Genomic DNA, 26,982 nt, shown 5'->3' on the forward strand with positions numbered 1-26,982 from the left:
TCCGCTTAAATTGTATGTATTAAAGAAATCTTTGAATGATAAGGGTTTTAACTAATCTTTAATTGTGTAAATATATGCATTGTATGTTGAGCGTTGGGGACAAAGCTCCTTACAATAAAAAGATTTATATGTTCGGACCTATTTGTAGGGACGGTTGTCCCTAACCGTCCGTTCAAGATTGTATGTATAAATACATTTGGAACTAATTTATAATTATCAAATATTATGCTTTTAATGAATTTTATATTGAATTTATAATTTATATGATAAACTAAATCTAGATAAAATTTAAATTTTTAAGGAGGAAATATGAGAAAGAGTTTAAAGGTTTTAGGTTTAAGTGCGTTTTGTTTTATGTCTATGATAATTGCTCCAAATATTTCATATGCTGCTGAGGCTGTGTCTTTAGTTACAGAGGAAGGCTCAGGTGAGATAATTGGACAAGCTGATGGACCTACTTCAATTTTTATAGCAGAAAAAAGCAATGTAAATATTTCAGTTTTAATAAATGATGTTGCAATAGATTTTAAAGATCAAGCTCCTATTATAAAAGAGAATAGAACTTTAGTGCCATTTAGAGCTGTATTTGAAGCAATGGGTGCTGATATTTCTTGGGACAATGCCAATAGAGTTGCTAGAGCAAATAAAGATGGTGTTGGAATTGCTCTTGAAATTGGAAATAAAAATGCTCTTGTAGGTACTGAAAAGGTAGAACTTGATGTTCCTGCTCAAGTAATAAATAATAGAACTATGGTTCCTTTAAGATTTGTTTCTGAAAATTTAGGATATACTGTTGAATTTGACAATCAAGATCCTAAAAACTATATTATTAAAATTTCTAAGTCACAGGAACAAATAGAAAAAGAGAAGGAAGAAAGAGAAAAGGAAGTTCAAAATTTAAAAGAAAATATATTTGAACAATTTTTATAAAAGGCACTTTGGTGTCTTTTTTTTATGTAAAATTAAAATTGTTTTAAAGTAAAAGTTTTTTTAGTATTAATATTTATTATATTATACATATAAATTTTAATCTTTATTTAGTACATTATTTCATGGGTATTAATACCTTTCCACAAAAAAGTATGTTCAGAATATTGTTGATAATGTGCATAACTTTGGGGATAAGCTTATAATCAAGGCTTAAAGCTGTTTATAGTTATTTTTTAGTAAAAACTAAGATGAATGGCATAGAATAGAGGTTTATCAAGTATATTTAATAAACAAAGAAAATAAGTGTGTAAATTAGAGCTGTTGAGTATGTGCATAACTTTGTTGAAAACTATTGTTTATATATAAAACTGTTGATAAGTTTTATGTTAATTAAATATTTTAAAGCTAATTTTTCATGAAAATTGTTTACATTGTCTATATTCTGTGGATATTCATTTTTTACAATAAAAAAATCCTATTTTCATAGGATTTTATTCTTCAAAGCTAAACCAAATTTCATAAAGTTCTTCTAGCTCAATATTAAGTGCATCTCTTTTGTCTGAAAGTTCATGTACTTTTTCTAAATTTTCATATATTTCTGGGCTAGAAAGTTCTAAGTCAATTTTTTTAATGTTTTCTTCTATATTGTGGATATCTTTTTCAAGTTTTTCTTTTTCTTCTCGTTCTTTTTTCTTTTTAAGTCTATCTTGTCTTTTTAGTTTTTTAATATTGTCTAGTTCAGTTTTAGAGATTATTTCTTCGTCCTCTTCTTCTGTAATTGTTGTTTTTTCAAGATAGTAGTCATAGTTTCCAAGATATTCATCTATACTATTTTTACTCATTGCAAAAATTTTATTGCAAGTGGAGTTTAAAAAGTATCTATCATGGGATATTGAGATAATAGTTCCATCGTAAATATTTAGTGCTTCTTCTAAGATTTCTTTAGAGTCTATGTCTAAATGGTTTGTTGGCTCATCTAGTAATAATAGATTAGCACCACGAAGCATTATTTTAAGTAGTGAAACTCTACCTTTTTCTCCACCTGATAGGTCACCTATGATTTTAAAGATATCATCACCTACAAAGAGAAATTGTGCTAAGTATCTTCTTATTTGAAAGTGATCAAGTGTTGGATATTCGTCCCAAATTTCATCTATAATTGTCTTTTCATCACTTAGATTTTCCATTTCTTGATCAAAGTAGGCAATATTTACATTTGATCCAAATTCTACACTTCCACTTGTTGCTTCTAATTTTTCTGTGATTATTTTAAATAGTGTAGATTTACCTACTCCATTTGGTCCAATAATTCCAACTTTATCTTTTTTATAGACCATAAAGTTTATATTTTGAAATATTAAGTTGTCATCATAGGCTTTTTCTAAGTCTGTCGCTTTTAAAACTTCACGTCCTGATTCATATTTTGGAGCAAATCTTATTTGAGTTTTTTTAACTTCTTGTGGTGGTGGAAGTTTTTTCATTTTGTCTAATAGTTTTTGACGTGATTTACCCTGTCTTATAAATCTTTCTCTACCAAGACCTAAGTATCTTTCTATTACTGCTTCTTGTCTTTTAATTTCTTTTTGTTGATCTTCATATTGCTTTTTTAAAAGTTCTATTTGTTTTTTTCGCTCTTTTGCATAGGATGAGTAGTTTCCTTTAAATATAGTTAATTTGTGATATTCAAGTAGAGCTATTTTATTTACAACATTATTTAAAAAATATCTATCATGAGATATTAAAATAAGTCCACCTTTAAAGTCTTTTAAATATTTTTCAAGCCAAGATATTGCATTTATATCTAGATGGTTTGTAGGCTCATCAAGAAGCATAAGATCAGGTTCTTCTAGTAAGAGTTTTGCAAGGGCAAGACGTGATTTTTGTCCTCCTGATAATTCTTTTACTTTTTTTTCAAAGTCCTCTTCTTTAAATCCAAGACCTATTAATGTGCCTCGTATTTTAGAAGGGTAGGAATATCCTTCTCTTTCTTGAAATTCTTCTTGGAGTTTGCCGTATTTATTCATAAGATTTTCTAAATTTTTGCAATTTGGATCTGCAATCTCATGTTCAAGTTTTCTTAAATTCTTTTCCATATTTATTAAATCTACAAATATATTTTCACAATCTTTATAAATACTTTCTTCACTTTCAATATGAAGTTGTTGTTTTAAATATCCTATTTTTAAATCTTTTGGCATAAATATATCGCCATCATCTTTAGATATTTCTCCAGTTATTATATTAAATAAAGTAGTTTTACCTGAACCATTGTTTCCAATTAAACCAACTTTATCATGTTCTTCAACTATAAGAGATACACCATCAAGTACAGGATCTGTAATATAGGATTTTTTAATATTGGATATACTTAATAACATATTTACACCTCAGACTTTAATTTTATCAAATTTTACAAATTATGGAAAGCTTGATATAATATTAACATAAAGGGAGGTGCGTCAATGGCGAATAAGGCTAGTAAAGTTTCGGAAACAGTAATTAGAAGATTGCCTATTTACCACAGATATTTAACAGAAATAATAGATAGAGATATTGAGAGAATCTCTTCATCTGAGTTAAGTAAATTAACCGGATTTACAGCGTCTCAAATTAGACAAGATTTAAACAACTTTGGTGGATTTGGTCAACAGGGTTATGGATATAATGCCGTTGATTTAAGAAATCAAATTGATAAGATTTTAGGGATGGATCACACTTATAAGACTATTGTAGTTGGGGCAGGTTCTTTAGGTTCTGCTGTTGCAAAGTATGACGATTTTAGAGCAAGTGGCTTTAAAATTGAAGCACTTTTTGATACAAATGATAAACTTATAGGGGAAAAAGTGGATAATGTACCAATCCTTCCTTATTCTGAGATGAAAGAATATGTAAAAGAAAACAATATTGACGTAGGTATTATCACAGTTCCAAAGCAAAATGCAATTGATGTTATTCATACACTAATAGAAGCTGGTATAAAGGGAATATGGAATTTCGCACCAATAGATTTTCATATGCCAGAAGATAGTGATGTAATCATTGAAAATATTAGACTTAATGATTCACTACTTAAACTTTCATATTACTTAAAGGAACATTTTAGTGAGAAATAATGGTACAGGAAACTGTGCCATTTTTTAAAAGGTGAAATATGGAAAAATATATAATAGAAAATGTAGATTCTTTTGAGCCTGCACATATTTTTAAATGTGGGCAAGCTTTTAGATGGAATGAAGAAGAGGATTCTTCTTTTACAAATGTAGCTTTTAATAGAGTTATTAATGTAAAGAAAGAGAAAAATAATATTATTTTAAGTAATGTAAATGAAGAAGATTTTAATAATATATGGAAAGACTATTTTGATTTAAATAGAGATTATAATAAAATGAAGGAAGTTCTTTCAAAAGATGAGATTTTAAAGACTTGTATTGATTATGGAGAAGGTATTAGAATTTTAAATCAATCAAATTTTGAGACGATTATTACATTTATTATTTCTGCAAATAATCAAATTCCAAGAATAAAAAAATCTGTTGAGTTAATCTCTGAGATGTATGGCGATTTAATTGAGCAGATTAATGGAAAAAAATACTATGCTTTTCCAAGTCCTGAGCAGTTGTCTCGTGCAAAAGTTGAGGATTTAAGGGAGTTTGCAAAGGTAGGATTTCGTGATAAGAGAATAGTTGAATCTGCAATTATGATAAATAATAATGAAATAGATTTTGATATTTGTTTTAATGGAGATTTGGAAGATGCAAGAAATGAACTTATGAAATTGCCTGGAGTAGGTCCAAAGGTTGCTGATTGTTGCTTATTATTTTCTTTTAAGAGATCTGAGTCTTTTCCTGTTGATGTTTGGATAAAAAGAGTTATGGAAGAGTTGTACTTTCATAAGGAAACTAATAAAAACCAAATAGCAAATGAGGGAAGAAAGTTATTTAAAGAATATGCAGGTATTGCACAACAGTATTTATTCTTCTATGGTCGTGAAAATAAACTGGGAAGCAAATAAAAGAATGGTTTTAAGCCATTCTTTTTTTATTTTCATCTATTTGATTTTCTAATATATTCATAATTTCATTTTTTGTAAAGATTTTATCTAAATGTGCTAAAAGACATTTATTAAAATTTAATGCATAAAGCATCTTATATAGTTTTTTTGCATTGTTTATATTGTAAGGATTATTATTACTTGTAAGGGCATTTGCCAAAAATAGTATTTTATCTTCTTTTACAAATACAGATACTGCTTCATTACAATAAGGTGATGGAATTTCTAAGACTTCACAAGTTAAATTTCCAAGAGAAAATGTAGTTTTACCTGAAAAGCATAGATTTGATCCCTTTGTACAATTAATAGCATTTTTAATTTTATTATTAATATTAATAGAAGATATAGTTTTTGATTTTAGATAATTTTCTTTTTTAAATTTATCTTTATAATAATTAGTAATAATAGTAAGTTTTGGATTTCTAAAATTATTATTTTTTAAGGAATTTTCAAAATCCTTTAAGTATTCTTTTGAGCTACAAGAGTCAATCATAATAGAGTATTTATTTCCTCTAATATATCCAATATTTGGATAGTTCTCATAAGATGTAGAAGATGTGAAATATACATTATTGCTTAATTTAACTAGATTCAATTTACAAACCTACCTTTTAAAATATTATTAAAATTTTGAACAATGAGAATATTCTAATCCTATCTATATAAAAAAGCAATATAAATATTAATTTGTGAGAAAGTATTTAAACTGGGTATATCAATAGAGAAAATCAATGGTAAAAAAATGTCAAAACGAAGGTAAGTAAATGTCAAAAATACTTGAATTTATTTTTGAAATGTATTATTATATTAATAAAGTTAGCACTTAAACATTGTGAGTGCTAAAAAAGAAAAATAATTATTAGGAGGCATATTATGAATTTAAAACCATTAGAGGACAAAGTTGTAATTAAAAAAGTTGAACAAGAAGAAACTACAGCATCTGGTATTGTACTTCCTTCTTCTGCAAAAGAAGAATCCAACATAGCTGAAGTAATTGCTATAGGAAAGGGTATTTCTGATGATGAAAAGAAACAAGGTGAAATCTCAATAGGAGATAAAGTTGTATTTTCAAAATATGCTGGAACAGAACTAGAACTTGAAGAAGAGAAATACACAATTATTAAATTTTCAGATATTTTAGCTGTTATTGAAAAGTAATTTTTGGAGGGAGAAAAAATGGCAAAAGAAATTAAATTTTCAGAAGATGCAAGAAAAGGTTTAATTAATGGTATTAATATACTTGCTGATACTGTAAAGGTAACACTTGGACCTAAGGGAAGAAATGTTATTTTAGATAAAGAATATGGTTCACCTCTTATTACAAATGATGGTGTAACTATTGCAAGAGAAATTGAATGTGAAGATAAATTTGAAAATATGGGCGCTCAACTTGTTAAGGAAGTAGCTACTAAGACTAATGATGTTGCTGGTGATGGTACTACTACTGCTACAATTCTAGCTCAAGCTATGATTCAAGAAGGTATGAAAAACTTAGCAGCAGGAGCAAATCCTATGATTCTTCAAAAGGGAATTAGAAAAGCTGTTGATGAAACTGTTAAAAATATAAAAGAATTTTCAAAACCTGTGGAAACTAAGGAGTCAATTGCACAAGTTGCATCGATTTCTGCAGCTGATGAAGAAATTGGTCACTTAATTGCTGAAGCAATGGAAAAAGTTGGAAAAGACGGAGTTATTACTGTTGAAGAATCTAGATCAATGGGAACTAGCCTTGATGTAGTAGAGGGTATGCAATTTGACAGAGGATATGTATCTCCTTATATGGTAACTGATAATGAAAAAATGGTTGCTGAACTTGATAATCCATATATTTTAATTACTGATAAGAAAATTACAAATATACAAGAAATTCTTCCATTACTTGAACAAGTTTTACAACAATCAAAACCACTTTTAATTATTGCTGAAGATTTAGAAGGAGAAGCTCTTGCTACTTTAGTATTAAATAAATTAAGAGGAACTTTAAATGTTGTAAGTGTTAAAGCTCCAGGATATGGCGATAGAAGAAAAGAAATGCTTGAAGATATTGCAATCTTAACAGGTGGAAGTGTTATTTCAGCTGATTTAGGTCAAGAAATCAAAGATGCTACAATAGAAGATTTAGGAAGCTGTGCTAAGGTTAGAGTTGAAAAAGATTTAACTGTAATAGTAGATGGTGCTGGATCTAAAGATGATTTAGATGATAGAATTAACCATATTAAAGCACAACTTGAAGAAACTGAATCTGAATTTGACAAAGAAAAACTTCAAGAAAGACTTGCAAAATTATCAGGTGGAGTTGCAGTTGTAAAAGTTGGAGCTGCAACAGAAGTTGAACTTAAAGAAAGAAAATTAAGAATAGAAGATGCTCTATCTGCAACAAGAGCAGCTGTTGAAGAGGGTATTGTTCCAGGAGGTGGAACTGTACTTGTAGATTGTATTGCTGCAGTTTCAAAACTTGCTGAGGAATTTGAAGGAGACGAAAGAACAGGAGTTAATATTATTCTTAAAGCTTTAGAAGCTCCACTTCGTCAAATAGCAGAAAATGCTGGACTTGAAGGTTCTGTAATTGTTGAAAAAGTAAAAAGCCTTGAAAAGGGAATGGGATATGATGCACTTAATAACAATTATAAAGAGATGATTAAAGCAGGAATTGTTGATCCAACTAAGGTTACAAGATCAGCTATTCAAAATGCATCATCTGTTGCATCTATGATTCTAACTACAGAAGCAGCAGTAGCTGTAATACCTGAAAAAGAACCAGAAATGCCAATGAATCCAGGAATGGGAATGATGTAATAAATAAAAAAGTCTTGCCAATGGCAAGACTTTTTTAATAATATCCAAGTTTTTTAGAAAGTTCATTTGCATAATAAGAAACTTGTTTTACAAGTTCTTCTTGATTATCAGGTGTAATTCTATAAGATGGTGCAATTATTCCAATAGATGCCACAATATCTTTTTTGTAGTCAAATACAGGAGCTGCTATTCCTCCACCATTTTTAATATATTCAGAAGTAGATATTGAAATATTAGTTTCTTTTATATGCTTTAACTCTGCTATAAGTTTGTCCTTATCAGGAACACCACCATTAATATAAGGTGTTAATTTTTCATTTAAATAAAAATCAATATACTTTTCAGGTTGAAAAGCAAGAAGCACTTTTCTTATAGCGCCCATATGTAGAGGAATTTCAAGACCGAAATGCTCTACAGCTTTTAAAGAGTGAGGGCCTTCAGCTTTTGCTATAACAAGACCTTTATTGCCTGATTTTATCATTAAAAAGGCATCTTCTTCAGTAACCTTTGAAAGTGCTTTTAAAATAGGATAGGCATCTTCTTGTAGATTAATATTAGATGTTGCAGCAATACCTAAAGAAATAAGTCCGGGTCCTAGTTTATAAAGATGAGTTCTTTCATCTTTCATTACATAATCGCATCCGATTAATGTGTTTAGTATTCTATGAGTAGTACTAGGTGGAATATCTACACCTTCTGAAATTTCAGCTATAGTATATTCCTTATTAACTGGTTTCATAAACTCTAAAATATTTGATGCTTTAACTAAACTTTGTATCATAATTGTTCTCCTTTAAGAATAAATATACTATTTTTAGTATACCATAAAATGAAATGAATATCACTATGAGGAATAACGAATTTTATATTAATTTTTATATACTTATATTGAAGAGCTCAAATACTATAAAAAAACTTCTAAATATGGTAAACTAAGATAGTTAGGAGTGATTCTTTGAATAAAAAAACCATTAATAATTTGTTAAAATTAATGACTAAATCTTCTCTTATAGCATTGCTTGGATCATTCTTTCCTGTGCTATATATTTTATTTCCTGCAATGTTTGTTGCAGAGTCTTTAAAAGAAGGTATAGTAAAAGTAATGGGGTGTTTTATTGGAGTGTGTTTAATACTTGCAATATTAATATCTCCAGTAGTTGGAATCTCTGTACTTACAATGTTTGGGCCAATGATTCTGATATTTAATTATATGATTATAAATAAATACGATGTAAATACAACTATTGTTATAAATGCAATATTATTTTTTGTATCAATGATTTTTATAAGTTATACTTTTGGAATAACTCCTGAAACTTTAAAATCACAAGATACAATTTCAAAATTTATAGAAATGCAAAAAGAGCTTTTAGATGCAAGTGTTAATGTTGATTTTTCAACATCAAATATTACAATGATATATAATAGAACACTTCAGATAATGCCAGCTATTTTGCTTTTAATGTCTTTATTTATTTCATATACAACTTATACAATAACAGGAAGAACTTTATTAAAAGAGAATAAAATAATAATGCAACCAAGTTCTTTTATATTTTTTAGACTACCAAATGGTATTGTAATTAGTAGTATAATAGGTGTAGCAGGAGTATTTCTATTTCAAGAATTAATTGGAGAAAATTATTTTGTTATTATAGAAAATATAGTAATTGTAATGGGAACTCTTTTACTTTTTGAGGGACTTAGTGTAGCTAAGTTTTTAATGATGAAAGCTAGAATGGCAAGTATTTTACAAATTTTAATTATAGTTTGTGCCTTAATAATACCAGGTGTACAAATTATATTTATTGTGTTAGGATTTTTTGATGTTTTATTAAACTTTAGAAATGTACCTAACTAAGAGGTGATTATATGAATAGTAAGTATTCTGTAGAAGATATTAAATATTATCTTATATTTTCGGCCTTATTAATAGTTATTGTCGCTTATTTTACGCCATTAATAGGACTTGTAGCAGTATTTTTGTATGTATATATTGTATATACTTTATTGAAAAATATTAAAATTAAAAATGAAGAGTCTAAAAAGTATATTGAAGAAATAAGTGATGATTTTGATACTGTAACTAAACAAGCAGTTTTTAGTATGCCTTTTCCCCTTGTAATAGCAGATGAAAAGGGAATAATAATTTGGTATAATACGCCCTTTTTAAATTTATTTAAAGATCAAGATATTATGAATGCTGATCTAAATGATTTAATAAATGGAATTGATATAGAATCTGTTTTAGATGGAAGTTTAAAAAATACATTTCCAATAACAATAGAAAATAGCAATTATAGTGTTTATCCAAATTTAATTGATGTATCAAAGACAAATTCAGATCGAAATAGAATGATGATGTTTTATTTTATTAATGAGACACATTTTAAAAAGCTAGAGAGAAAATATATTGATAGTAATTCAATAGTAGCAAGAATTGAAGTAGATAACTTTGATGAGGCAATGGATTCTGCTCCATCAAGTAATAGACCACAATTAATTGCAGAAATAGACTCTACAATAAGAGGATATTTTGAAGATTTTGATGCTCTTGTAAGAAAATATGATACGGATATGTATCTTGTAGTTATGAGTTTTAAATCATTAAAACAAATTAAAGAAAAGAGATTTGATTTACTTGATGATTTAAGAGAACTTGATAAGGGAAATACAATTCCAATTACACTTTCAATTGGAGTATCTTCTTTTGGACTATCTTATAAGGAAGCTTATGCAGAATCAGATACATGTTTAGATCTTGCACTAGGACGTGGTGGAGATCAAGCTGTAGTAAAAGTAGATGACAATTATGAGTTCTTTGGTGGAAAATCAAAGGCCGTTGAAAAAAGAAATAAAGTTAAGGCAAGAGTCCTTGGTATTGCACTTCGTCAATTAATAGATGGAGCAAGTGATGTTTATATTATGGGACATAAAAATGCTGATATGGATGCAATAGGCTCTGGAATAGGAGTGCTTAGAGCTGTATTAAATAGAGGTAAAAAAGGTCATATTGTATTAAATAATTCTAATCCTTCAATAGAAAATCTATTAAATAGAATGAAAGAAGAAGAGGAAGAAACATATAATATGATAGTAACAGGAGAATATGCAATGAATAATATTACTCCAAAATCACTATTAATACTTGTAGATAATCACAAACCTTCCTTTACAGAGGCACCTGAACTTTTAGAGATGACACCACAAGTTGTAATTATAGATCATCATAGAAGAGGAAAGGAATTTGTTAAAGATCCTGTATTAACATATGTAGAACCCTATGCATCTTCTACAAGTGAGCTTGTAACAGAAATGCTTACTTATATGAATGATGAATTAAATCTTACTCATTTTGAAGCAGATGCTCTAATGAGTGGTATAGTAGTAGATACGAAAAACTTTAGTTTCCAAACTGGAGTTAGAACTTTTGAAGCAGCATCTATATTAAAAAGAGCTGGAGCAGATATGTTTAAGGTTAAACAACTTTTCCAAGATGATTTAGATACACTTCTAAATAAAGCAGAAGTAGTGCATAATACAAAGATAATATTTAATGAAATAGCTATTTCTAAAATGGAAAGAGAAGCTCCAAACTCTATATTAATAGCAGCTCAAGCTGCAGATGAACTTCTAGATATAAATGGAGTAAATGCAAGTTTTGTAATAACTGTTTCTAGTGGAAAAACTCATATATCAGGAAGAAGTAGAGGAAATATTTCAGTTCAATTAATCCTTGAAAAACTAGGTGGCGGAGGTCACTTAAATATGGCAGGAGCTCAACTTGAATCAACAGATGTAAATTATGCTGAAGAAAGTTTAATAAATGCAATAAAAGAATATTATGAAGAGGATGAGAAAGAATGAAAGTAATTTTAATAAAAGACCATAAACAACTGGGAAAAGCAGGAGAATTAGTAGAGGCAAAGGATGGTTTTGCTAGAAACTTTCTATTTCCTAGAAAGGTTGCAATAGAAGCAACACCTGAAAATTTAGAAGAATGGAAAAAACAAAAGGCTATTGAAGCTAAAGAAGAAGCTGAAAATAAAAAAGAAGCTGAAGAATTAAAGAAAAAAATTGAAAAGTCAAAAGTTGAAATCAAAGCAAAAGGCGGAGAAAATGGAAAACTTTTTGGTGCTGTAACATCAAAGGACATTGCAACTGCAGCTGAAAAACAACTTGGATTTAAAATTGATAAGAAAAAAATTGAACTTAGTGATAATATAAAAACTTCAGGAGTAAAAAATGTAAATATAAAACTTTATCCTGAAATAGTAGCAACACTTAAAGTTTCAGTAGTAACAGAATAAAAAAATGTGAGACTCTAAAATACTTTCAAAAGATATTTTAGAGTTTCCTTAATTGAGGTGAAAAAATGGAGCTAAAAATTCCACCACATAATCAAGAAGCAGAGGAGTCTGTACTAGGTGCTCTAATGCTTTCAAAGGATGCAATAACAACTGCAATTGAAATTCTTAGACCAGAGGATTTCTATTCACCAGCACATGGTGAAATATATTCAGCTGTTCTTTCTATATATAATAGAAATGAGCCAGCAGATATAGTAACAGTTTCAGAAGAACTTAAAAAAAGAAATGTAATGGAAGAAGTTGGAGGATTATCTTATCTTGCAAATCTTACAAGTTCTGTTGCAGCAATTGCAAATACAGGATATTACTGCGAAATAATAAAAGAAAAATCAACTCTTAGAAGACTTATAGAAGTAAGTGATTCTATAATTTCAAAATCTTATTCATCAGATGCAGAAATAGATGGAATTATTGAATCAGCTGAAAAAAATATCTTTGACATAACTCAAGACTCTCATAGAACAGGTCTTGTTCCAGTAAAAGAAGTGCTACTTGAGTCCTTTGCACAAATGGAAAAAAGAGCACAAAATCCTGATAAATTAACAGGCCTTACTACAGGATTTGTAGATCTTGACAATCAACTATCTGGAATGCAAAAATCAGATCTTATACTTCTTGCAGCTCGTCCATCTATGGGAAAAACTGCTTTAATGGTAAATATAGCAACAAATACAGCTTTAAAGGCTGGAGCATCAGTTGCAATGTTTTCTCTAGAGATGAGTAGGCATCAGCTTGTGCAAAGAATTATATCTTCTACTGCCCATGTAGATCTTCAAAAGGTAATAAGTGGTAATTTAAATGAAGATGAATGGCTTAAAGTTATAAATACAATGCCAGTATTATCTGAAATGAAACTTGAAATAGATGATACAGCAGGAATATCACCACTAGAATTAAAGGCAAAATGTAGAAGACTAAAAATAGAAAGAGGACTAGACCTTATAGTAGTCGATTATCTTCAACTTATGCAAATGGGTGGACGTGTAGAGTCCCGTCAACAAGAGATTTCTGCAATATCTAGAAATCTAAAGGCAATAGCAAAGGAACTTGAAGTTCCAATAATAGCACTTTCTCAATTATCACGTATGCCAGAGACAAGAACAGATCATAGACCGATTTTATCGGATCTTCGTGAATCAGGAGCAATAGAGCAAGATGCCGATGTTGTAATGTTTTTATATAGAGATGAATATTATAATAAAGAGGAATCTGAAAAGCCAAATATTGGTGAAGTTATAATAGCAAAACATAGAAATGGACCAACAGGTACAATAGAGCTAGCATTTAAAAAGGAATTTACAAAATTCTTAAACTTAGAAAAGGAAATATAGACATATGAAGAAACTAATACCAATATTGACACTTTTATTACTATTAGTAGGATGTGGAAAGAACAATCCAGAAAATGTTGCATCAGATTATTTAGATAGCTTAAAGAATTTAGAATATGAAAAGACAAAGAGTTATTATGCAAATGAAAATGAATTTTTTGTCTTAAAAGATTTTACAGATAGAATTAGTGATGGATTTAGAATAATTCAAAAAAATAAAATAGAATCTGAAGAAGATTTAAATAAAGTTACAGAGGCAATTAAATCTTATAATGATTTAGCTTATGAAAAGGCAATGGATTTTGACTATGAAATATTAAGTTCTAAAAATGATAAAAATCATGGAATTGTTAAAATTAAACTAGAATATCAAGATGGAACAGATTATAAAGATGAAGTATTAAAAATAGATAGACCAGAATTAAATGAAGAAGACTTTGCTAATAAATTCGAACAATATTATAAAGAACTGTCAAAAAAGCTAGACAAATATGATGAAAAGAAGGAAACTATAATAGAATTAGTTTTAGAAAAACAAGATGGATCATATAAAATAGTAAATAGTTCAGAAACATATAATATATTAATAGAGCCACTTACAGAATTTATAGAGATTAATCAAAAATTTATGGAGGACTAAATGGATTTTTTAAAGGTTTTAATACTTGGAATAGTAGAGGGAATTACAGAATTTCTTCCAATATCATCAACAGGACATCTTATATTAGTTGGAGAGTTTTTAACACTTGAACCTAAGGAATTTCAAAATGCATTTAATGTAATAATACAACTTGGAGCAATACTTTCAGTAGTAGTTCTTTATTTTAATACATTAAATCCCTTAGACAAAAAGAAACTTGTAAAAAGAGTTGGAAAAGAAAAAGCAGATGAACTTAGCTTTTTAGAAAGATTTAAATACTTAGATAAGAAAACTATGAGACTTATTGCAAAGATAATAGTTGGAGTAATACCAGCAATGGTACTAGGACTACTATTTGATGATTTAATAGACAAATACTTATTTAATAAGATAACTGTTGCAATAGCACTTATATTTTATGGAATTATTATAATAATAATGGAAAGAAGAAATAAGACAAAGAGCTTTAAATTTGAAACTCTTGATGAAATAAGCTTGAAAACTGCATTTTTTATTGGATTTTTCCAATGTCTTGCAATGGTACCTGGCACATCAAGATCAGCTGCAACAATAATAGGAGCAATGATACTTGGATGTTCAAGAACAGCATCAGCAGAATTTTCATTTTTCCTTGCAATTCCAACAATGATTGGAGCAACACTTTTAAAGATTATTAAAGTTGGACTTGCTTTTACATCTTATCAATGGATATTAATTCTAATAGGATCAGTAGTATCTTTTGCAGTAGCTTATGCTGTAATAGTTAAATTTATGGGATATATTAAAAAACATGATTTTCAAGTATTTGGTATATATAGAATAATACTTGGAATAATAGTTTTAATAAGTGCAGTATTTATTTAAAAATAAAAGTCTATGAGTTTTCATAGATTTTTTTTGTGAATTTTAAAAATGGGACTAAAAATAATACTTTTTATATAAAAATTTTGATTTTATCTATATTAGTAATATAATAAAAGGTATATTGTAAATTATTGGAGGAATAGAGTGATTAATAAAGATTTTAATAAGAGTTTAGAAAACTATTATGATTTTATGATTGAAGATTATGTAAAGCTATTTAAACAAGTTATTTTATTTAGCGATGGAAGTTATTTAGAAGATTTTAGAAGTGATTTAAATAAATACGCTAAAAAACTATTTGTATCTACTGACTTTAAAAGAGAATATTATAATTTTATAAATCTCAATATAGAAAGTGAAATAGAATTAGAGCAACTTGCTTTAAAAACTATTGGTAGAATAGATCCCTTAGAAAGAGAGAGATTTGTTATATTTGTAAATAAATTATATTTTTCAATAGCTGAAGAAGCTTTTAAAAATAATAATTTTAATAAAGACTTACTTATTTCTTTAGAAAAAAGAAACTTATTAAATAATAATAATATGAATTTAGTAGTTAAGGACTTTTTTGGAAATATGCCAATATTAGGACAAATGTCTAGTATATTTAAGATTTTATACTCAAACTTAATTATTTTAATGGGCGTATATATATTATCCTTTGGAAATATAAAATATGCACATTCAAAAAATTCAAACAAATGTCATAGTTTAGATTGTAGATTTATTAAAAATGTAAAATATGTAAATCTAAGAATAGTATTAGAAGAAAATTTAAAAGACTTTGATAATTGTAAAACTTGTCTTGGAAAATAAATTAAAGAAGATGCTTAGGCATCTTTTTTTTAAATAAAAAATAGGCTAATTAATTAGCCTATTTTTATTTCTTTTTTCATTAAATAATTTTCAAGTTCAACATTATCTCCTATAACAATATTATTTTCTACTAAATCAAAATATTTTTTTAGAAAAAAGTCTTTAGCAGTTTTTGAAGAATAAGTAGTTATTTGGCAAATATTATTGTCTTTAGAATATTTTTCAATTATATTTAAAAGTTCAGAAGCTATATTTTTATGTTGATAATCTTTGTGAATGTATAACATATCAAGATATCCATCATTATCTATATTAGAAAAACCAACTATTTTATTATCTTCCTCAGCTATAATAGTATAACTATTTATAAACTTTTCACACCAACAATCAATATCAATATCTTTTTTAGCCCAAACATTTACTTGTTCTTCTAAATAATCTTTAGTATTTATGCTGTGAACAGTGTTGTAAAATAAATTAAAGATTTCATTATTATCTGTTTTATTATATTCTCTTATATTCATAAAGCCCTCCAAAGACTGTATTATATATAAAGATTAAAAAAGATACAATAGAAAAATCTTATTTTTATAAAAAAGATATAATAAGAAAATTGTTTGATTAAAAGTATAAATTAAATCAAATCATATATTCCAATAAATTGAAAAACAGCGGCCATTAGCACGAAACAATGCCATATTACATGACTATATTGTGAAGATTTTTGTTTGTAAAAATAAGTTCCAACTGTATATAAAATTCCACCTAAAACAATCATTAAGACACATTTAAAAGATGTATAAAGTATCATAGGTCTTATTAGAAAAATTGCAAGCCAGCCCATTGCAATATAAAGTAAAACTGAAACTTTAATATATTTATCATACTTACCATAAGTAAATATTTTAAATAAAAATCCCATAAGAGCAATAGCCCAAATTAGAGAAATTGAAATAATTCTTTCTTTACCACTTAAGATATTTATTATAATAGGAGTATAAGATCCTGCTATAAAAAAGAATATGGAGCTGTGATCAAAAATTCTAAAGAAATTTTTAAATCTTGTAAAAGTTGTAGCATGATAAATAGTACTTGCAAGAAACATAAATATAAAAAAACTGCCATATATTGCAAAACTTGCAACACTTAAACCACTATGCATTTTAGAAGATTGAACAATCATTATAATTAAAAATACAATTCCTAAAATAACTCCTATTCCATGAGTAATACTATTTAAAATTTCTACTAAAATATTTTTCTTATCTAAATTCTTCATTAATAAAATCTCCTTTTAACAATTCAAGTTTTAATTGAATGTATAATTTTGAAACTACTGCATTTACAATAATATCTATGGAATTTTTTTCTTGTAAAACTTTATACTCATTATTTAGAAAAAGATTTTTTATAGATGTTTCTAAAGATATGCAAAACTTATTATAAGAATTTTGAAAATCTTCATTATTTATAATTTGTTTAATAAATTGGTCTATTTCATCTATGGAAAAAACCGATTTAAGTGATGTAATTAAAATTAATGTTGAAAGTTGCTCTTTATTATATTTTTTCTTAATTGGCTTATCCATAACATTAGACTTTACATAATTATTTACCATAGAAGTAGTTAATTTTTGGCTATTTGAAAGCAAAAAAAATGGTTTTAATTCCTCTTGTACTATTTGAATTAATTGATCAACATATAGATCAAAACTTGGTAAATCTTCATATTTTGTCATCTTAAAATCTTTTATTATATTAATAATTTGATTATTTATCTTAAACACCTCTTTATCTAGTATTAAATACTATATCTATTAGTTTATTAGATTATAACATAAAAAACTTTAATACAATAGTACAAATGTTTGAATAAATAAATTGGGGCTATAAAATAAATATAGTTGGATATTTGAATAAGGAGTGAAATTTAATGAATACTAAAAATAATCATAATTTTAAAGATAAAAAAGAAGATGATTTAAATTTGAAAAAAGATAATTTAAAAAGCAAAGATGAACATATGAATATGAATGAACATGAACATATGAATATGAATGAACATGAACATATGAATATGAATGAACAGGAACATATGGCAATGGGTGGGCATTCTCACCATGCTCAGATGTTTAAAAAGAAATTTATATATTCATTATTTTTGGGAATTCCGATTTTAATTTTATCACCAATGATGGGTATTAACCTTCCTTTTACAATTATATTTAAAGGTTCAGATTGGGTTGTATTAATACTTTCTACAATTTTATTTTTCTATGGAGGTAAGCCATTTTTATCTGGTGCAAGAGATGAGTTAAAAAAGAAAAGTCCTGGAATGATGATGCTTATTTCACTTGGTATTACAGTTTCATATATTTATAGTGTCTATGCTTTTATAGGAAATAATATTTTACATTTAGAAAATATGTTGATGGATTTTTTCTGGGAACTTGCATCTTTAATTTTAATAATGCTACTTGGTCATTATATTGAAATGAAAGCTGTAGGAGATGCAGGAGATGCACTTAAAAAGATGGCTGAACTTCTTCCAAGTGATGCAAATTTATTAAAATCTGATGAAAGCATTGAAGTTATATCTTTAAAAGATGTAAAAAAAGATGATAATATTTTAGTAAGAGCTGGAGAGATTGTGCCAACTGATGGAGAAGTAATAAAGGGTTCAACATCAATAAATGAGTCAATGATTACAGGAGAATCTAAACTTGTCGAAAAAAATATAAAGGACAAGGTAATAGGAGGCTCAATAAATGGAAATGGAACTATTACAGTAAAAGTTAGTGCAACAGGAGAAAGTGGATATTTAGCACAAGTTATGAATCTTGTAAGTGAAGCACAAAAGGACAAGTCAAAAATGGAAAATTTATCAGACAAGGTTGCAAAATATTTATTTTATATTGCACTTTCTGTTGGAATAATAGCCTTTATAGTATGGTTTATAGTTTCAAATAATATAAATATTGCAATTGAAATAATGGTTACTGTTTTAGTAATTGCATGTCCTCACGCATTAGGTCTTGCAATTCCACTAGTAAGTGCAAGGTCAACTTCAATTGGAGCTAAAAATGGACTTTTAATAAAAAACAGAAATGGACTTGAGGAGTCTAGAAATCTTGATTATATAGTAATGGATAAAACTGGTACATTAACTGAGGGGAATTTCAAATTAAATTATTTTGATTCTCTAAATAGTGAATATTCAAAAGAGGAAATTTTATCTATTATTGCAGGAATAGAAGAAGGTTCTTCTCATCCTCTTGCAGTTGGAATATTAGATAAGGCAAAAGAATTAAATATAAAAAGTGCAAATATACTAGATATTAAAAATATTTCTGGGGTTGGACTTAAAGGTATTTATAATAATAAAGAAGTAATGATTGTAAATAGAGCTTATTTAGTAAAAAATAATATTGATTTTAATGAGGATATGTTTAATAAATATGCTTCTTCTGGAAATACAATTAGTTTTTTATTAATAGAAAATAAAGTTTCTGGAATAGTTTCACAAGGTGATGAAATTAAAGAAAATGCAAGTGAAATTATTTCTAAAATTAAAAGTCAAGGAATAAAAGTAGCAATGCTTACAGGTGACAATAAAATGGTTGCTGAAAACGTAGGAAAAATACTTGGAATAAATGAGGTTTATGCAGAACTTATGCCTGAAGACAAAGAGATGGTTATAAAAAAATATATAGAAAATGATAAAAAAGTTATGATGGTTGGAGATGGTGTAAATGATGCACCAAGTCTTGCAAGAGCAACTGTTGGAGTGGCTATAGGAGCAGGCACAGATGTAGCAATTGATTCAGCCGATATTATACTTGTGAAATCAGATCCTATGGATATTTTAAATTTATTAAAACTTTCAAGAAACACTTGGAAAAAAACTATTCAAAATTTATGGTGGGGAGCAGGATATAATTTAATTGCAATTCCACTTGCAGCAGGAATTCTTGCACCTATTGGTATTATGCTAAATCCAGCAATTGGTGCAATATTTATGTCGCTAAGTACAGTTATAGTTGCAATAAATGCAATGAGACTTAAACTAGACTAATCCTTAAAAAAGTAGTAAGATTAACTTACAACTTAATAAAGTTAAGGGGGTGCTTATATTAATAAGCTGAGATAGAAATGTTATTTCTGACCCTAAGAACCTGATTTGGATAATGCCAACGAAGGGATTAGCGACAGACTATTTTTATAGTAATTTATGCTGTATACCTTTTTTGGTGTACAGCTTTTTTTTATTTAAAATTAAAACTAAAAGGAGATTTAAATGAACTACACTACACAAATGGATGCTGCAAAACGTGGCATAATAACAAAGGAAATGGAAATAGTAGCAAAAGAAGAAAATATTAATATTGATCTTTTAGTAGAGCGAATTGCAAAGGGACAAATTGTAATTCCTGCAAATAAAAATCATAAATCTTTAAAACCTTGTGGTATAGGAAAGGGACTTAGTACAAAAATAAATGTAAATCTTGGAATCTCAAGAGATTGCCCAAATGTAGATAAGGAAATTGAAAAAGTTGATTGGGCTATAAAAATGAATGCTCATGCAATAATGGATCTTTCTTCCTATGGAAAAACTGAAGAATTTAGAAAAAAATTAATAGATAGATCAACTGCTATGATTGGTACAGTTCCCGTATATGATGCTGTTGGTTTTTATGATAAGGAACTTCAAGATATAACATCAAAGGAATTTTTAGATGTTGCAAGAAAACATGGTGAAGATGGAGTAGACTTTATTACAGTTCATGCAGGAATAACAAATGCAACTGCAGATGTATTTAAAAGAAATAAAAGAGTTATGAATATAGTTTCAAGAGGAGGATCACTTCTATATGCTTGGATGGAACTTAATAAGGCAGAAAATCCATTTTTTGAATACTATGATGAATTACTTAATATCTGTGAAGAATATGATATGACAATAAGTCTTGGAGATTCTCTAAGACCTGGTTGTATTGATGATGGAACAGATGCATCACAAATAGCAGAGTTAATCCTTCTAGGAGAACTTACAAAAAGAGCATGGGAGAGAAATGTTCAAGTAATAGTAGAAGGACCAGGACATATAAAAATTGATGAAATTAAAGCAAATGTATTACTTGAGAAAAAACTTTGCTTTGATGCACCTTTTTATACATTAGGACCACTTGTAACAGATATAGCACCAGGATATGACCATATAACATCAGCAATAGGTGGAGCAATAGCAGCAAGCTGTGGAGTGGACTTTTTATGTTATGTAACACCAGCAGAGCATTTAAGACTTCCAACTCTTGATGATATGAAAGAGGGAATTATTGCATCACAAATAGCAGCACATGTAGCAGATATATCAAAGGGTGTAAGTGGAGCAGAAGAATGGGATCTTAAAATGGCCCATGCAAGACAAGAATTAAACTGGGAAGAAATCTTTAAATTAAGTATAGATGAAGATAAGGCTAGAACTTATAGAAAAGAATCAACACCAGAATTTTCAGATAGTTGCACAATGTGTGGAAAAATGTGCTCTGTAAGAAATATGAATAGAGTAATGGATGGTAAAGACATAAATATATTGAGAAGTGAAGACTAAGTTATTTATTTTTCCTAAAATAAACTCTTCTAATATCAGGACTATTAGAAGAAAGAAGCAAGAGAAATCTTGCTTCTTTTAATTTAACTTATTAAAAATTTTAGAGGATTCTATTTCAATACTTTTAAAATCATATTTTTCTTTAATAGAATTTAAATCTAAAGAATTTAAATCATCTTTATTGTATTTTTCAACTTCCTTATAAATAGTACTATTTTCTAAATTATTATAAAAATTATAATCTAAATTATTAAGAGCAAAAAGAAGTAAAGAGCCACTGTCATATCTTGAGTATCTTAATTCATTTATATAATTGTCATAATTTGCAACTACAGTAAAAATATAATAAAAACTTCTATCTTCATCTCTTCTAGCACCTTCTAAAAAAGGAAGAGGAGTATTTACAAAATTTCCATATTTCATTCCAATATATGTTGCAGATCCTTCAATAGTTTCATAGTCTTTTTCAGTATTAAAATATTCTTTATTGATATTTTCTTTTTCACGAGAAACTACAATATATTCCTTTAAATAATTTTCTAAAAGAACTTTATTGTTTAAATTATTCATTATATTATCAAGAATTTTATATTCAAGTCCAATTAGGGAAATATAGTCTTTATTATTTATAATATCTAAATATTCATTTTTAATAGACCAAGTCTTTTGCATATTGTAGTGGAAGAATTCATGAGACAAAAAGGGAATAAATTCTTGTGATTTTTTAGCACTATTAAAATTGTTTTTACCATATTTAAATTTATAAATATTATTATAATTTTTGTATTTTAAATTTTCATCTATTGAAGAAAAATTTCCAATAGGACTTATTGTCTTTATTGCAAGAGGATGTAATCTATTTAGTTTATAGACTTTTTGAAGTTTAAAATCCTTTGGCATTTTAATTTTCTTAGCAAGGGGACTTTTAATATCTACATTTACTAAAAAAATATTTTTCCTATAGAGATTTATACTGTGTTTTTTATTATTAAAAAAATCTCCCTTTTCAATTAAGATCATTGGATGATCTAAAGAGTATCCTTCCCAAAGATTAGAAGACATTGCAGTATTATATTCTTCTAGGGCCTTTTTGTTTAAATCACTTAAATTGTTAAAATTTAAAGATTTAAAATTAAATATTAATATATAGATTAATATTATTAAAAGAAAAGTAATAAGTATTTTTAGTATTTTTTTCATTTCATCACCTATTATATTGTATGATATAAATTTTAAAAAAATATTAATTATTTATTAAATTTATATATAAACTTGACAAAGATTAAAAAAATCTTTATAGTATGAATCTGGTGATAATAATGAATAGAATGAATAAAAGATATATTATAAAAGTAAGCTCTGTACTAAACTAAAAAAGTTTAATATTGTTCAGAGCCTAAAAAAATAAATTCAAATAGATATTAGGTTGTGAAAAGTATGGTTATGATCATGCTTTTTTGTCATGCTTAAGGCTCTGATATTGTATGGAGTCTTTTTTTATTGTCAATAAGAGGGCTAAAGCCTTCTTTTTTATTTTAGGAGGAAATTATGAGTTTATTAGAAGTTAAAAACTTAAAACATAGATTTAGAGATAAAGAATTATTTGAAGATGCTTCCTTTGAGTTATATAAAGGTGAGCATATGGGACTTGTAGGAGAAAATGGTGCAGGAAAATCTACACTATTTAGACTTTTACTTAATGAAATACTTCCAGATGACGGAGAAATTATCTGGCAAAAAAATATAAAAATAGGCTATATAAAACAGCATTTAAAATCAGATAATATATCTGTTTTAGAATATTTAAAAGAAGCCTATAAAGAAGAATTTGATATTGAAAAAGAATTAAATAAAATGTATGAAGAACTTGCACAGGACTATGATGAAAAATTATTAAATAGAATTGGAAAATATCAAGAAGAACTTGAAAAAAGAGAATTTTATCAAATAGAAAGTGAAATAGATAAGGTAATAGTTGGACTTGGAATAAATTCCTTTGGAGAAAATAAACTTCTTAGTGAATTATCAGGAGGTCAACAAACTAAGGTAATAATAGCAAAACTTTTACTAGAGAAATCTGATGTATTATTACTTGATGAGCCGACAAACTTTTTAGATGACAATCATATAAAATGGCTTAGTGAATATTTAAGTAATTTTAAGGGAACATTTATAGTTATTTCACATAATATAGAATTTTTAGAATCAGTTACAAATACTATTATAGATATTGAGTTTCAAGATATTAAAAAATATCATGGAGATTATAATAAGTTTTTAAGACTAAAAGATGAATATAAAAGAAACTATATTAGAAGTTATGAAATGCAACAAGTTCATATTAAGAAAACTGAAGAATTTATTAGAAGAAATAAAGCAGGTGTAAATTCAAAAATAGCAAGAGGTAGACAAAAGCAACTAGATAGAGTAGATAGACTTACTCCACCATCAGAAAGTAAAACTGCAAACTTTGATTTTTCATATTTCAATGGAGTTTTTGAAAATACACTTATTGTAAAAGATTTAGAAGTAGGATATGACTATTCACTATTGCCACCACTAAATTTTAGAATTCAAACAGGAGAAAAAGTTGCAATTACTGGATTTAATGGAATAGGTAAATCAACTCTTTTAAAGACATTATATGGAGAAATTGAAAAAATTGATGGATCTTTTAAATTTTCTAAAGATCATAAAATAGGATATTATGAGCAGGAATTGAATTGGAAAGATCCTTCTTTAAATCCACTAGAAATAATTAGAGATGAGTTTCCAAGACTTAAGACAGAGCGTATTAGACGTGAGCTTACAAAGTGTGGAATAGAGTCTAAAGACCTTGAGCAAGCAGTGGGTACACTAAGTGGAGGAGAGCAGTCTAAGGTGAAAATTTGTAGACTTATATTAAAAGAATACAACTTCTTATTTTTAGATGAGCCAACAAACCATTTAGATAAAGAAACTAAAGAAGTGCTACAAAGGGCAATAGTTAATTTTGAGGGAACTGTTATTTTAGTATGTCATGAGAGAGATTTTTATGAAGATTTTATTGATAGAGAATTTAAAATAGGAAAAAGATAAAAGTAGATTTAATTCTGCTTTTATTTTTTTGTAAAATTTGGGTAATAAGAAAAAAAGAAAATTTTATAGGAGGAAATTAAATGAGTGAAAATTATTTTGAAAGAAAAAAAGAAGAGCGAATAGAAAAAAGATTAATTAGAGATTTAGAAGATTTAGATATAGATCTTGATGATTATTCTATATTTCAACAAGAAGAAATAAGAAAATACTATGATGAAGTTCTAGAATATGATAGTTTAGTTGCAAATATTAATGATAAGTTAATATATCCAAGAGTAAATCCTGAGAATTATTATAGTGCAAAAATAAAGTCAGCTCTTATATTAAATCATATAGATATTGAGGATATAAAAGAAAGTGATATTCTTGAGATGGCAAGTGAATTAGTTGAAAAAGTAAATCTTGATGAACATAGGGATATTGAAAAAATAAAAAATATTTTAGAAAAGAATAATATTAATTTTGAAGAATTTAAAAAAATGTATAAAAAATTATAAAAGCAAGGTTAACCTTGCTTTTTACTTTGATTTTAAACTATTATCTTTACTAAATATTGAAATAACACCAGGAAGCAAAAATAAACTAATAATAGTGCCCTCTCTTATAAAGTATGGTACAGAAAAATAATAGGATAAAAATATTGATAGTATTGTAAAAATAAAATCTAATAAATATCTATAAAAAGAAAAGGAAAATTTTGTAAGTTCTCCAAGTTCTTTGCAAAAGGCTTCTAGTGGAAATTTTAAAATATCTAGTTTTAAAACTCGCCCTGAGCCAAATCCTGCAATAATAGTTCCTAGAATAAATAGAAATATATTATATATATAATTATCAAAAGATAGATTTTTAAGTACATAATATAGATAAAAGTTAGTTACATATCCAAAGGAAATAAGAGAGATAAACATTATAAAAATATTTTTTAGGTTTTTATTTTTTGAAATTATAAAATATAAAAGTAAAAATATTAAATTTAATATAGTCATAATAGTTCCAAATTTTAAATTAGTAATATGTGATAGAGATAAGCTCATAGAACTATAAGAACTGACTCCAATATTTGCAATTACAGTAAGACTTATTCCAAAACCTGCAATAAAATAATAAAGTAAAGATTTTAAAAAATTATTCATATACACCTCTTTTTAAGTATCTTATATTATAAATCTAAAAAAAGATATAAAAAAACAAGGCCTAAACCTTGCTTTTTATAAATTCTATTCATATCTAAGTGCATCAATAGGATCAAGTTGAGCTGCTTTATTTGCTGGATAATATCCAAAGAATATTCCAATAAACATTGAAAAACCTACTGCAATAATAATAGACAATAGAGATGGGAAAGTAGGCATCTTCATTAAACTACTTCCTGCAAATCCAATAGTTGTACCAAGGAGAACTCCTAATAGTCCACCGATTATACATATTATAATACTCTCTATTATAAATTGGGATTTAATATCTCTATTTGTAGCTCCAAGAGCCTTTCTAATACCTATTTCACGAGTTCTTTCTGTTACAGAGACAAGTAGTATATTCATAACTCCAATACCACCTACAAGAAGAGATATTGCAGCAATAGCACCTATTGCAAGTTTAACTGTGCCAAGAGTTTTATTTACCTCATCTGTAATAGACTCAATACTTTGTGATTGGATTTCAAACTTGTCATTGTTTTTATAATAAGTATTATTAAAAAAGTCTGCCACTTCAGTAGATAGTGTTTTTAAAATTTCACTACTTGATGCAGATAGAGTAACAAATCTATATCCATCTTCAGTGTCTTCTGTTGAAAGTAAATTTTTTCCAGTAGTTAGAGGAATATAAGTAGATGTAGTTACATCATCTGAATTAACAGCACCACCAAATCCTCCAAAACTTTGTTGTTCAAATTTATAAATACCAATTACAGAAAAAACTTCCATTTTATCATCAAGATAAACTGTGATTTCATTTCCTAAAGCCTCTTCATTGCTATTGTTAAAGATTTTTTTGACAACTTTGTCTGAAATTACAGCAACAGACCTATTAGATTGTAAATCTTTTTCTTCAATAAATCGTCCAGCTTGTAATTTTATATTATTTGAATCCTTAGTTCCCTCATTTACAGAGTTTAAAGATATATTTGCCTTTTTACGACCATCGCGTACAAAGCCTGATTTTGAAGGGCCATCTAGTGCAATTGATTTTATTTCACTGGGAAATCTTTCCTTTAGAGCATCTAACATTTCATCAGTCATATAGTCTGTATCTTGCATAGTTGCCATAGTGTCATAATCTTGAGAACCTGATCTTGGACTTACACTTAGAAATATATTTGTATTTCCAAGAGAGTCAAAGGACTTACTTACAGAATCACTCATAGCTCGTCCAATTGTCATAATTGAAATTACAGAACTAATACCAATAATAATACCAAGCATAGTTAAAAATGAACGCATTTTGTTAGATCTTAAACCCTCAAGTGCAAGTTTTACACTTTCTAAAATATCCAT

General features: G+C 27.2%; 25 protein-coding genes and 1 riboswitch. Of the genes, 16 read left to right on the forward strand and 9 right to left on the reverse strand.

Annotation, left to right across the window (positions count from 1 at the left end; translation table 11 throughout):
- Positions 1-309 precede the first annotated feature (309 nt).
- A complete protein-coding gene (locus tag J2Z71_RS00435; protein ID WP_210059876.1) occupies positions 310-930 on the forward strand; it encodes a stalk domain-containing protein in 621 nt (206 codons plus the stop codon).
- A 491-nt stretch (positions 931-1,421) separates the two neighbouring features.
- On the opposite strand, the gene J2Z71_RS00440 is transcribed toward J2Z71_RS00435, so the two are convergent.
- Entirely contained in the window at positions 1,422-3,308 is a 1,887-nt protein-coding gene (locus J2Z71_RS00440; protein ID WP_210059877.1) for an ABC-F family ATP-binding cassette domain-containing protein, read from the reverse strand.
- Between the two features lie 84 nt (positions 3,309-3,392).
- Here J2Z71_RS00440 and J2Z71_RS00445 point away from each other — a divergent pair, with 84 nt between their 5' ends.
- Both J2Z71_RS00445 and J2Z71_RS00450 read left to right on the forward strand, forming a co-directional pair.
- The gene (locus J2Z71_RS00445) at positions 3,393-4,043 is read left to right on the forward strand and encodes a redox-sensing transcriptional repressor Rex (RefSeq protein ID WP_210059878.1); all 651 of its coding nucleotides are present in this window, start codon (positions 3,393-3,395) and stop codon (positions 4,041-4,043) included.
- 38 nt (positions 4,044-4,081) lie between these two features.
- Entirely contained in the window at positions 4,082-4,942 is an 861-nt protein-coding gene (locus J2Z71_RS00450) for a DNA-3-methyladenine glycosylase family protein (RefSeq protein ID WP_210059879.1), read from the forward strand.
- Between the two features lie 10 nt (positions 4,943-4,952).
- Here the strand turns inward: J2Z71_RS00450 and J2Z71_RS00455 are convergent, their stop codons facing one another.
- Positions 4,953-5,576, reverse strand: a complete 624-nt coding sequence (locus J2Z71_RS00455; RefSeq protein WP_210059880.1) for a hypothetical protein — start codon at positions 5,574-5,576, stop codon at positions 4,953-4,955.
- 278 nt (positions 5,577-5,854) lie between these two features.
- Between J2Z71_RS00455 and J2Z71_RS00460 the strand changes: the two genes are divergently transcribed.
- Positions 5,855-6,139: a co-chaperone GroES gene (locus J2Z71_RS00460; protein ID WP_210059881.1), complete on the forward strand. Its 285-nt coding sequence runs from the start codon at positions 5,855-5,857 to the stop codon at positions 6,137-6,139.
- A gap of 18 nt (positions 6,140-6,157) precedes the next feature.
- Positions 6,158-7,777 (forward strand): chaperonin GroEL, encoded by a 1,620-nt coding sequence (groL, locus tag J2Z71_RS00465; protein ID WP_210059882.1) that lies wholly within the window; start codon positions 6,158-6,160, stop codon positions 7,775-7,777.
- A 34-nt stretch (positions 7,778-7,811) separates the two neighbouring features.
- Here the strand turns inward: groL and J2Z71_RS00470 are convergent, their stop codons facing one another.
- A complete protein-coding gene (locus tag J2Z71_RS00470) occupies positions 7,812-8,558 on the reverse strand; it encodes an IclR family transcriptional regulator (RefSeq protein ID WP_210059883.1) in 747 nt (248 codons plus the stop codon).
- 174 nt (positions 8,559-8,732) lie between these two features.
- Here J2Z71_RS00470 and J2Z71_RS00475 point away from each other — a divergent pair, with 174 nt between their 5' ends.
- The 7 genes from J2Z71_RS00475 to J2Z71_RS00505 all read left to right on the forward strand — a co-directional run bounded on the left by J2Z71_RS00475 (position 8,733) and on the right by J2Z71_RS00505 (position 15,798).
- The gene (locus J2Z71_RS00475) at positions 8,733-9,638 is read left to right on the forward strand and encodes a DUF2232 domain-containing protein (protein ID WP_210059884.1); all 906 of its coding nucleotides are present in this window, start codon (positions 8,733-8,735) and stop codon (positions 9,636-9,638) included.
- Positions 9,639-9,649: 11 nt separating this feature from the next.
- A complete protein-coding gene (locus J2Z71_RS00480) occupies positions 9,650-11,644 on the forward strand; it encodes a DHH family phosphoesterase (protein ID WP_210059885.1) in 1,995 nt (664 codons plus the stop codon).
- The gene (rplI, locus tag J2Z71_RS00485) at positions 11,641-12,087 is read left to right on the forward strand and encodes a 50S ribosomal protein L9 (RefSeq protein ID WP_210059886.1); all 447 of its coding nucleotides are present in this window, start codon (positions 11,641-11,643) and stop codon (positions 12,085-12,087) included. The genes J2Z71_RS00480 and rplI overlap by 4 nt, the downstream gene beginning before the upstream one ends.
- A 65-nt stretch (positions 12,088-12,152) precedes the next feature.
- The gene (dnaB, locus tag J2Z71_RS00490; RefSeq protein ID WP_210059887.1) at positions 12,153-13,478 is read left to right on the forward strand and encodes a replicative DNA helicase; all 1,326 of its coding nucleotides are present in this window, start codon (positions 12,153-12,155) and stop codon (positions 13,476-13,478) included.
- A gap of 4 nt (positions 13,479-13,482) precedes the next feature.
- Positions 13,483-14,118, forward strand: coding sequence for a hypothetical protein (locus tag J2Z71_RS00495; RefSeq protein WP_210059888.1), 636 nt, complete (start codon positions 13,483-13,485; stop codon positions 14,116-14,118).
- On the forward strand, positions 14,119-14,982 hold the full coding sequence (locus J2Z71_RS00500; RefSeq protein ID WP_210059889.1) for an undecaprenyl-diphosphate phosphatase: 864 nt from the start codon (positions 14,119-14,121) through the stop codon (positions 14,980-14,982). It begins immediately after the preceding gene.
- Positions 14,983-15,126: 144 nt separating this feature from the next.
- Complete coding sequence (locus J2Z71_RS00505; protein ID WP_210059890.1) at positions 15,127-15,798, forward strand: hypothetical protein; 672 nt, start codon at positions 15,127-15,129, stop codon at positions 15,796-15,798.
- A 53-nt stretch (positions 15,799-15,851) separates the two neighbouring features.
- On the opposite strand, the gene J2Z71_RS00510 is transcribed toward J2Z71_RS00505, so the two are convergent.
- The 3 genes from J2Z71_RS00510 to J2Z71_RS00520 all read right to left on the reverse strand — a co-directional run bounded on the left by J2Z71_RS00510 (position 15,852) and on the right by J2Z71_RS00520 (position 17,537).
- On the reverse strand, positions 15,852-16,322 hold the full coding sequence (locus tag J2Z71_RS00510) for a GNAT family N-acetyltransferase (RefSeq protein ID WP_210059891.1): 471 nt from the start codon (positions 16,320-16,322) through the stop codon (positions 15,852-15,854).
- Between the two features lie 110 nt (positions 16,323-16,432).
- The gene (gene trhA, locus J2Z71_RS00515) at positions 16,433-17,077 is read right to left on the reverse strand and encodes a PAQR family membrane homeostasis protein TrhA (protein WP_210059892.1); all 645 of its coding nucleotides are present in this window, start codon (positions 17,075-17,077) and stop codon (positions 16,433-16,435) included.
- Positions 17,061-17,537 carry a DUF1836 domain-containing protein gene (locus J2Z71_RS00520; protein WP_210059893.1) on the reverse strand — a complete coding sequence of 159 codons (477 nt, stop codon included), beginning with the start codon at positions 17,535-17,537 and terminating at the stop codon, positions 17,061-17,063. The genes trhA and J2Z71_RS00520 overlap by 17 nt, the downstream gene beginning before the upstream one ends.
- A 194-nt stretch (positions 17,538-17,731) precedes the next feature.
- Between J2Z71_RS00520 and J2Z71_RS00525 the strand changes: the two genes are divergently transcribed.
- Together J2Z71_RS00525 and thiC are read left to right on the forward strand one after the other, a co-directional pair.
- On the forward strand, positions 17,732-19,873 hold the full coding sequence (locus J2Z71_RS00525) for a heavy metal translocating P-type ATPase (RefSeq protein WP_280954002.1): 2,142 nt from the start codon (positions 17,732-17,734) through the stop codon (positions 19,871-19,873).
- A 35-nt stretch (positions 19,874-19,908) separates the two neighbouring features.
- Positions 19,909-20,017: riboswitch (TPP riboswitch) on the forward strand.
- Between the two features lie 78 nt (positions 20,018-20,095).
- Complete coding sequence (gene thiC, locus J2Z71_RS00530) at positions 20,096-21,409, forward strand: phosphomethylpyrimidine synthase ThiC (RefSeq protein WP_210059894.1); 1,314 nt, start codon at positions 20,096-20,098, stop codon at positions 21,407-21,409.
- Between the two features lie 78 nt (positions 21,410-21,487).
- Here thiC and J2Z71_RS00535 read toward each other — a convergent pair whose 3' ends face one another.
- Positions 21,488-22,609 carry a hypothetical protein gene (locus J2Z71_RS00535; RefSeq protein ID WP_210059895.1) on the reverse strand — a complete coding sequence of 374 codons (1,122 nt, stop codon included), beginning with the start codon at positions 22,607-22,609 and terminating at the stop codon, positions 21,488-21,490.
- A 348-nt stretch (positions 22,610-22,957) separates the two neighbouring features.
- Here J2Z71_RS00535 and J2Z71_RS00540 point away from each other — a divergent pair, with 348 nt between their 5' ends.
- The gene (locus J2Z71_RS00540; RefSeq protein WP_210059896.1) at positions 22,958-24,487 is read left to right on the forward strand and encodes an ABC-F family ATP-binding cassette domain-containing protein; all 1,530 of its coding nucleotides are present in this window, start codon (positions 22,958-22,960) and stop codon (positions 24,485-24,487) included.
- Between the two features lie 80 nt (positions 24,488-24,567).
- Complete coding sequence (locus J2Z71_RS00545; protein WP_210059897.1) at positions 24,568-24,984, forward strand: hypothetical protein; 417 nt, start codon at positions 24,568-24,570, stop codon at positions 24,982-24,984.
- A gap of 21 nt (positions 24,985-25,005) precedes the next feature.
- Here the strand turns inward: J2Z71_RS00545 and J2Z71_RS00550 are convergent, their stop codons facing one another.
- A complete protein-coding gene (locus tag J2Z71_RS00550; RefSeq protein ID WP_210059898.1) occupies positions 25,006-25,620 on the reverse strand; it encodes a DUF6198 family protein in 615 nt (204 codons plus the stop codon).
- An 84-nt stretch (positions 25,621-25,704) separates the two neighbouring features.
- Positions 25,705-26,982: an ABC transporter permease gene (locus J2Z71_RS00555; protein WP_210059899.1), complete on the reverse strand. Its 1,278-nt coding sequence runs from the start codon at positions 26,980-26,982 to the stop codon at positions 25,705-25,707.

It is taken from the genome of Peptoniphilus stercorisuis, from assembly GCF_017874395.1.
In the GTDB taxonomy this organism is placed as follows: domain Bacteria; phylum Bacillota; class Clostridia; order Tissierellales; family Peptoniphilaceae; genus Anaerosphaera; species Anaerosphaera stercorisuis.

Excerpts from the sequence above, each read along its gene's own strand:
- J2Z71_RS00480 (WP_210059885.1), top strand. The coding sequence starts at position 9,650 with ATGAATAGTAAGTATTCTGTAGAAGATATTAAATATTATCTTATATTT.
- J2Z71_RS00535 (WP_210059895.1), bottom strand. The coding sequence starts at position 22,609 with ATGAAAAAAATACTAAAAATACTTATTACTTTTCTTTTAATAATATTA.
- J2Z71_RS00500 (WP_210059889.1), top strand. The coding sequence starts at position 14,119 with ATGGATTTTTTAAAGGTTTTAATACTTGGAATAGTAGAGGGAATTACA.
- rplI (WP_210059886.1), top strand. The coding sequence starts at position 11,641 with ATGAAAGTAATTTTAATAAAAGACCATAAACAACTGGGAAAAGCAGGA.
- J2Z71_RS00470 (WP_210059883.1), bottom strand. The coding sequence starts at position 8,558 with ATGATACAAAGTTTAGTTAAAGCATCAAATATTTTAGAGTTTATGAAA.
- J2Z71_RS00460 (WP_210059881.1), top strand. The coding sequence starts at position 5,855 with ATGAATTTAAAACCATTAGAGGACAAAGTTGTAATTAAAAAAGTTGAA.
- J2Z71_RS00555 (WP_210059899.1), bottom strand. The coding sequence starts at position 26,982 with ATGGATATTTTAGAAAGTGTAAAACTTGCACTTGAGGGTTTAAGATCT.
- J2Z71_RS00510 (WP_210059891.1), bottom strand. The coding sequence starts at position 16,322 with ATGAATATAAGAGAATATAATAAAACAGATAATAATGAAATCTTTAAT.
- J2Z71_RS00550 (WP_210059898.1), bottom strand. The coding sequence starts at position 25,620 with ATGAATAATTTTTTAAAATCTTTACTTTATTATTTTATTGCAGGTTTT.
- J2Z71_RS00450 (WP_210059879.1), top strand. The coding sequence starts at position 4,082 with ATGGAAAAATATATAATAGAAAATGTAGATTCTTTTGAGCCTGCACAT.
- J2Z71_RS00525 (WP_280954002.1), top strand. The coding sequence starts at position 17,732 with ATGAATACTAAAAATAATCATAATTTTAAAGATAAAAAAGAAGATGAT.
- J2Z71_RS00520 (WP_210059893.1), bottom strand. The coding sequence starts at position 17,537 with ATGACAAAATATGAAGATTTACCAAGTTTTGATCTATATGTTGATCAA.
- J2Z71_RS00545 (WP_210059897.1), top strand. The coding sequence starts at position 24,568 with ATGAGTGAAAATTATTTTGAAAGAAAAAAAGAAGAGCGAATAGAAAAA.
- J2Z71_RS00440 (WP_210059877.1), bottom strand. The coding sequence starts at position 3,308 with ATGTTATTAAGTATATCCAATATTAAAAAATCCTATATTACAGATCCT.
- dnaB (WP_210059887.1), top strand. The coding sequence starts at position 12,153 with ATGGAGCTAAAAATTCCACCACATAATCAAGAAGCAGAGGAGTCTGTA.
- J2Z71_RS00445 (WP_210059878.1), top strand. The coding sequence starts at position 3,393 with ATGGCGAATAAGGCTAGTAAAGTTTCGGAAACAGTAATTAGAAGATTG.
- J2Z71_RS00495 (WP_210059888.1), top strand. The coding sequence starts at position 13,483 with ATGAAGAAACTAATACCAATATTGACACTTTTATTACTATTAGTAGGA.
- groL (WP_210059882.1), top strand. The coding sequence starts at position 6,158 with ATGGCAAAAGAAATTAAATTTTCAGAAGATGCAAGAAAAGGTTTAATT.
- thiC (WP_210059894.1), top strand. The coding sequence starts at position 20,096 with ATGAACTACACTACACAAATGGATGCTGCAAAACGTGGCATAATAACA.
- trhA (WP_210059892.1), bottom strand. The coding sequence starts at position 17,077 with ATGAAGAATTTAGATAAGAAAAATATTTTAGTAGAAATTTTAAATAGT.
- J2Z71_RS00540 (WP_210059896.1), top strand. The coding sequence starts at position 22,958 with ATGAGTTTATTAGAAGTTAAAAACTTAAAACATAGATTTAGAGATAAA.
- J2Z71_RS00435 (WP_210059876.1), top strand. The coding sequence starts at position 310 with ATGAGAAAGAGTTTAAAGGTTTTAGGTTTAAGTGCGTTTTGTTTTATG.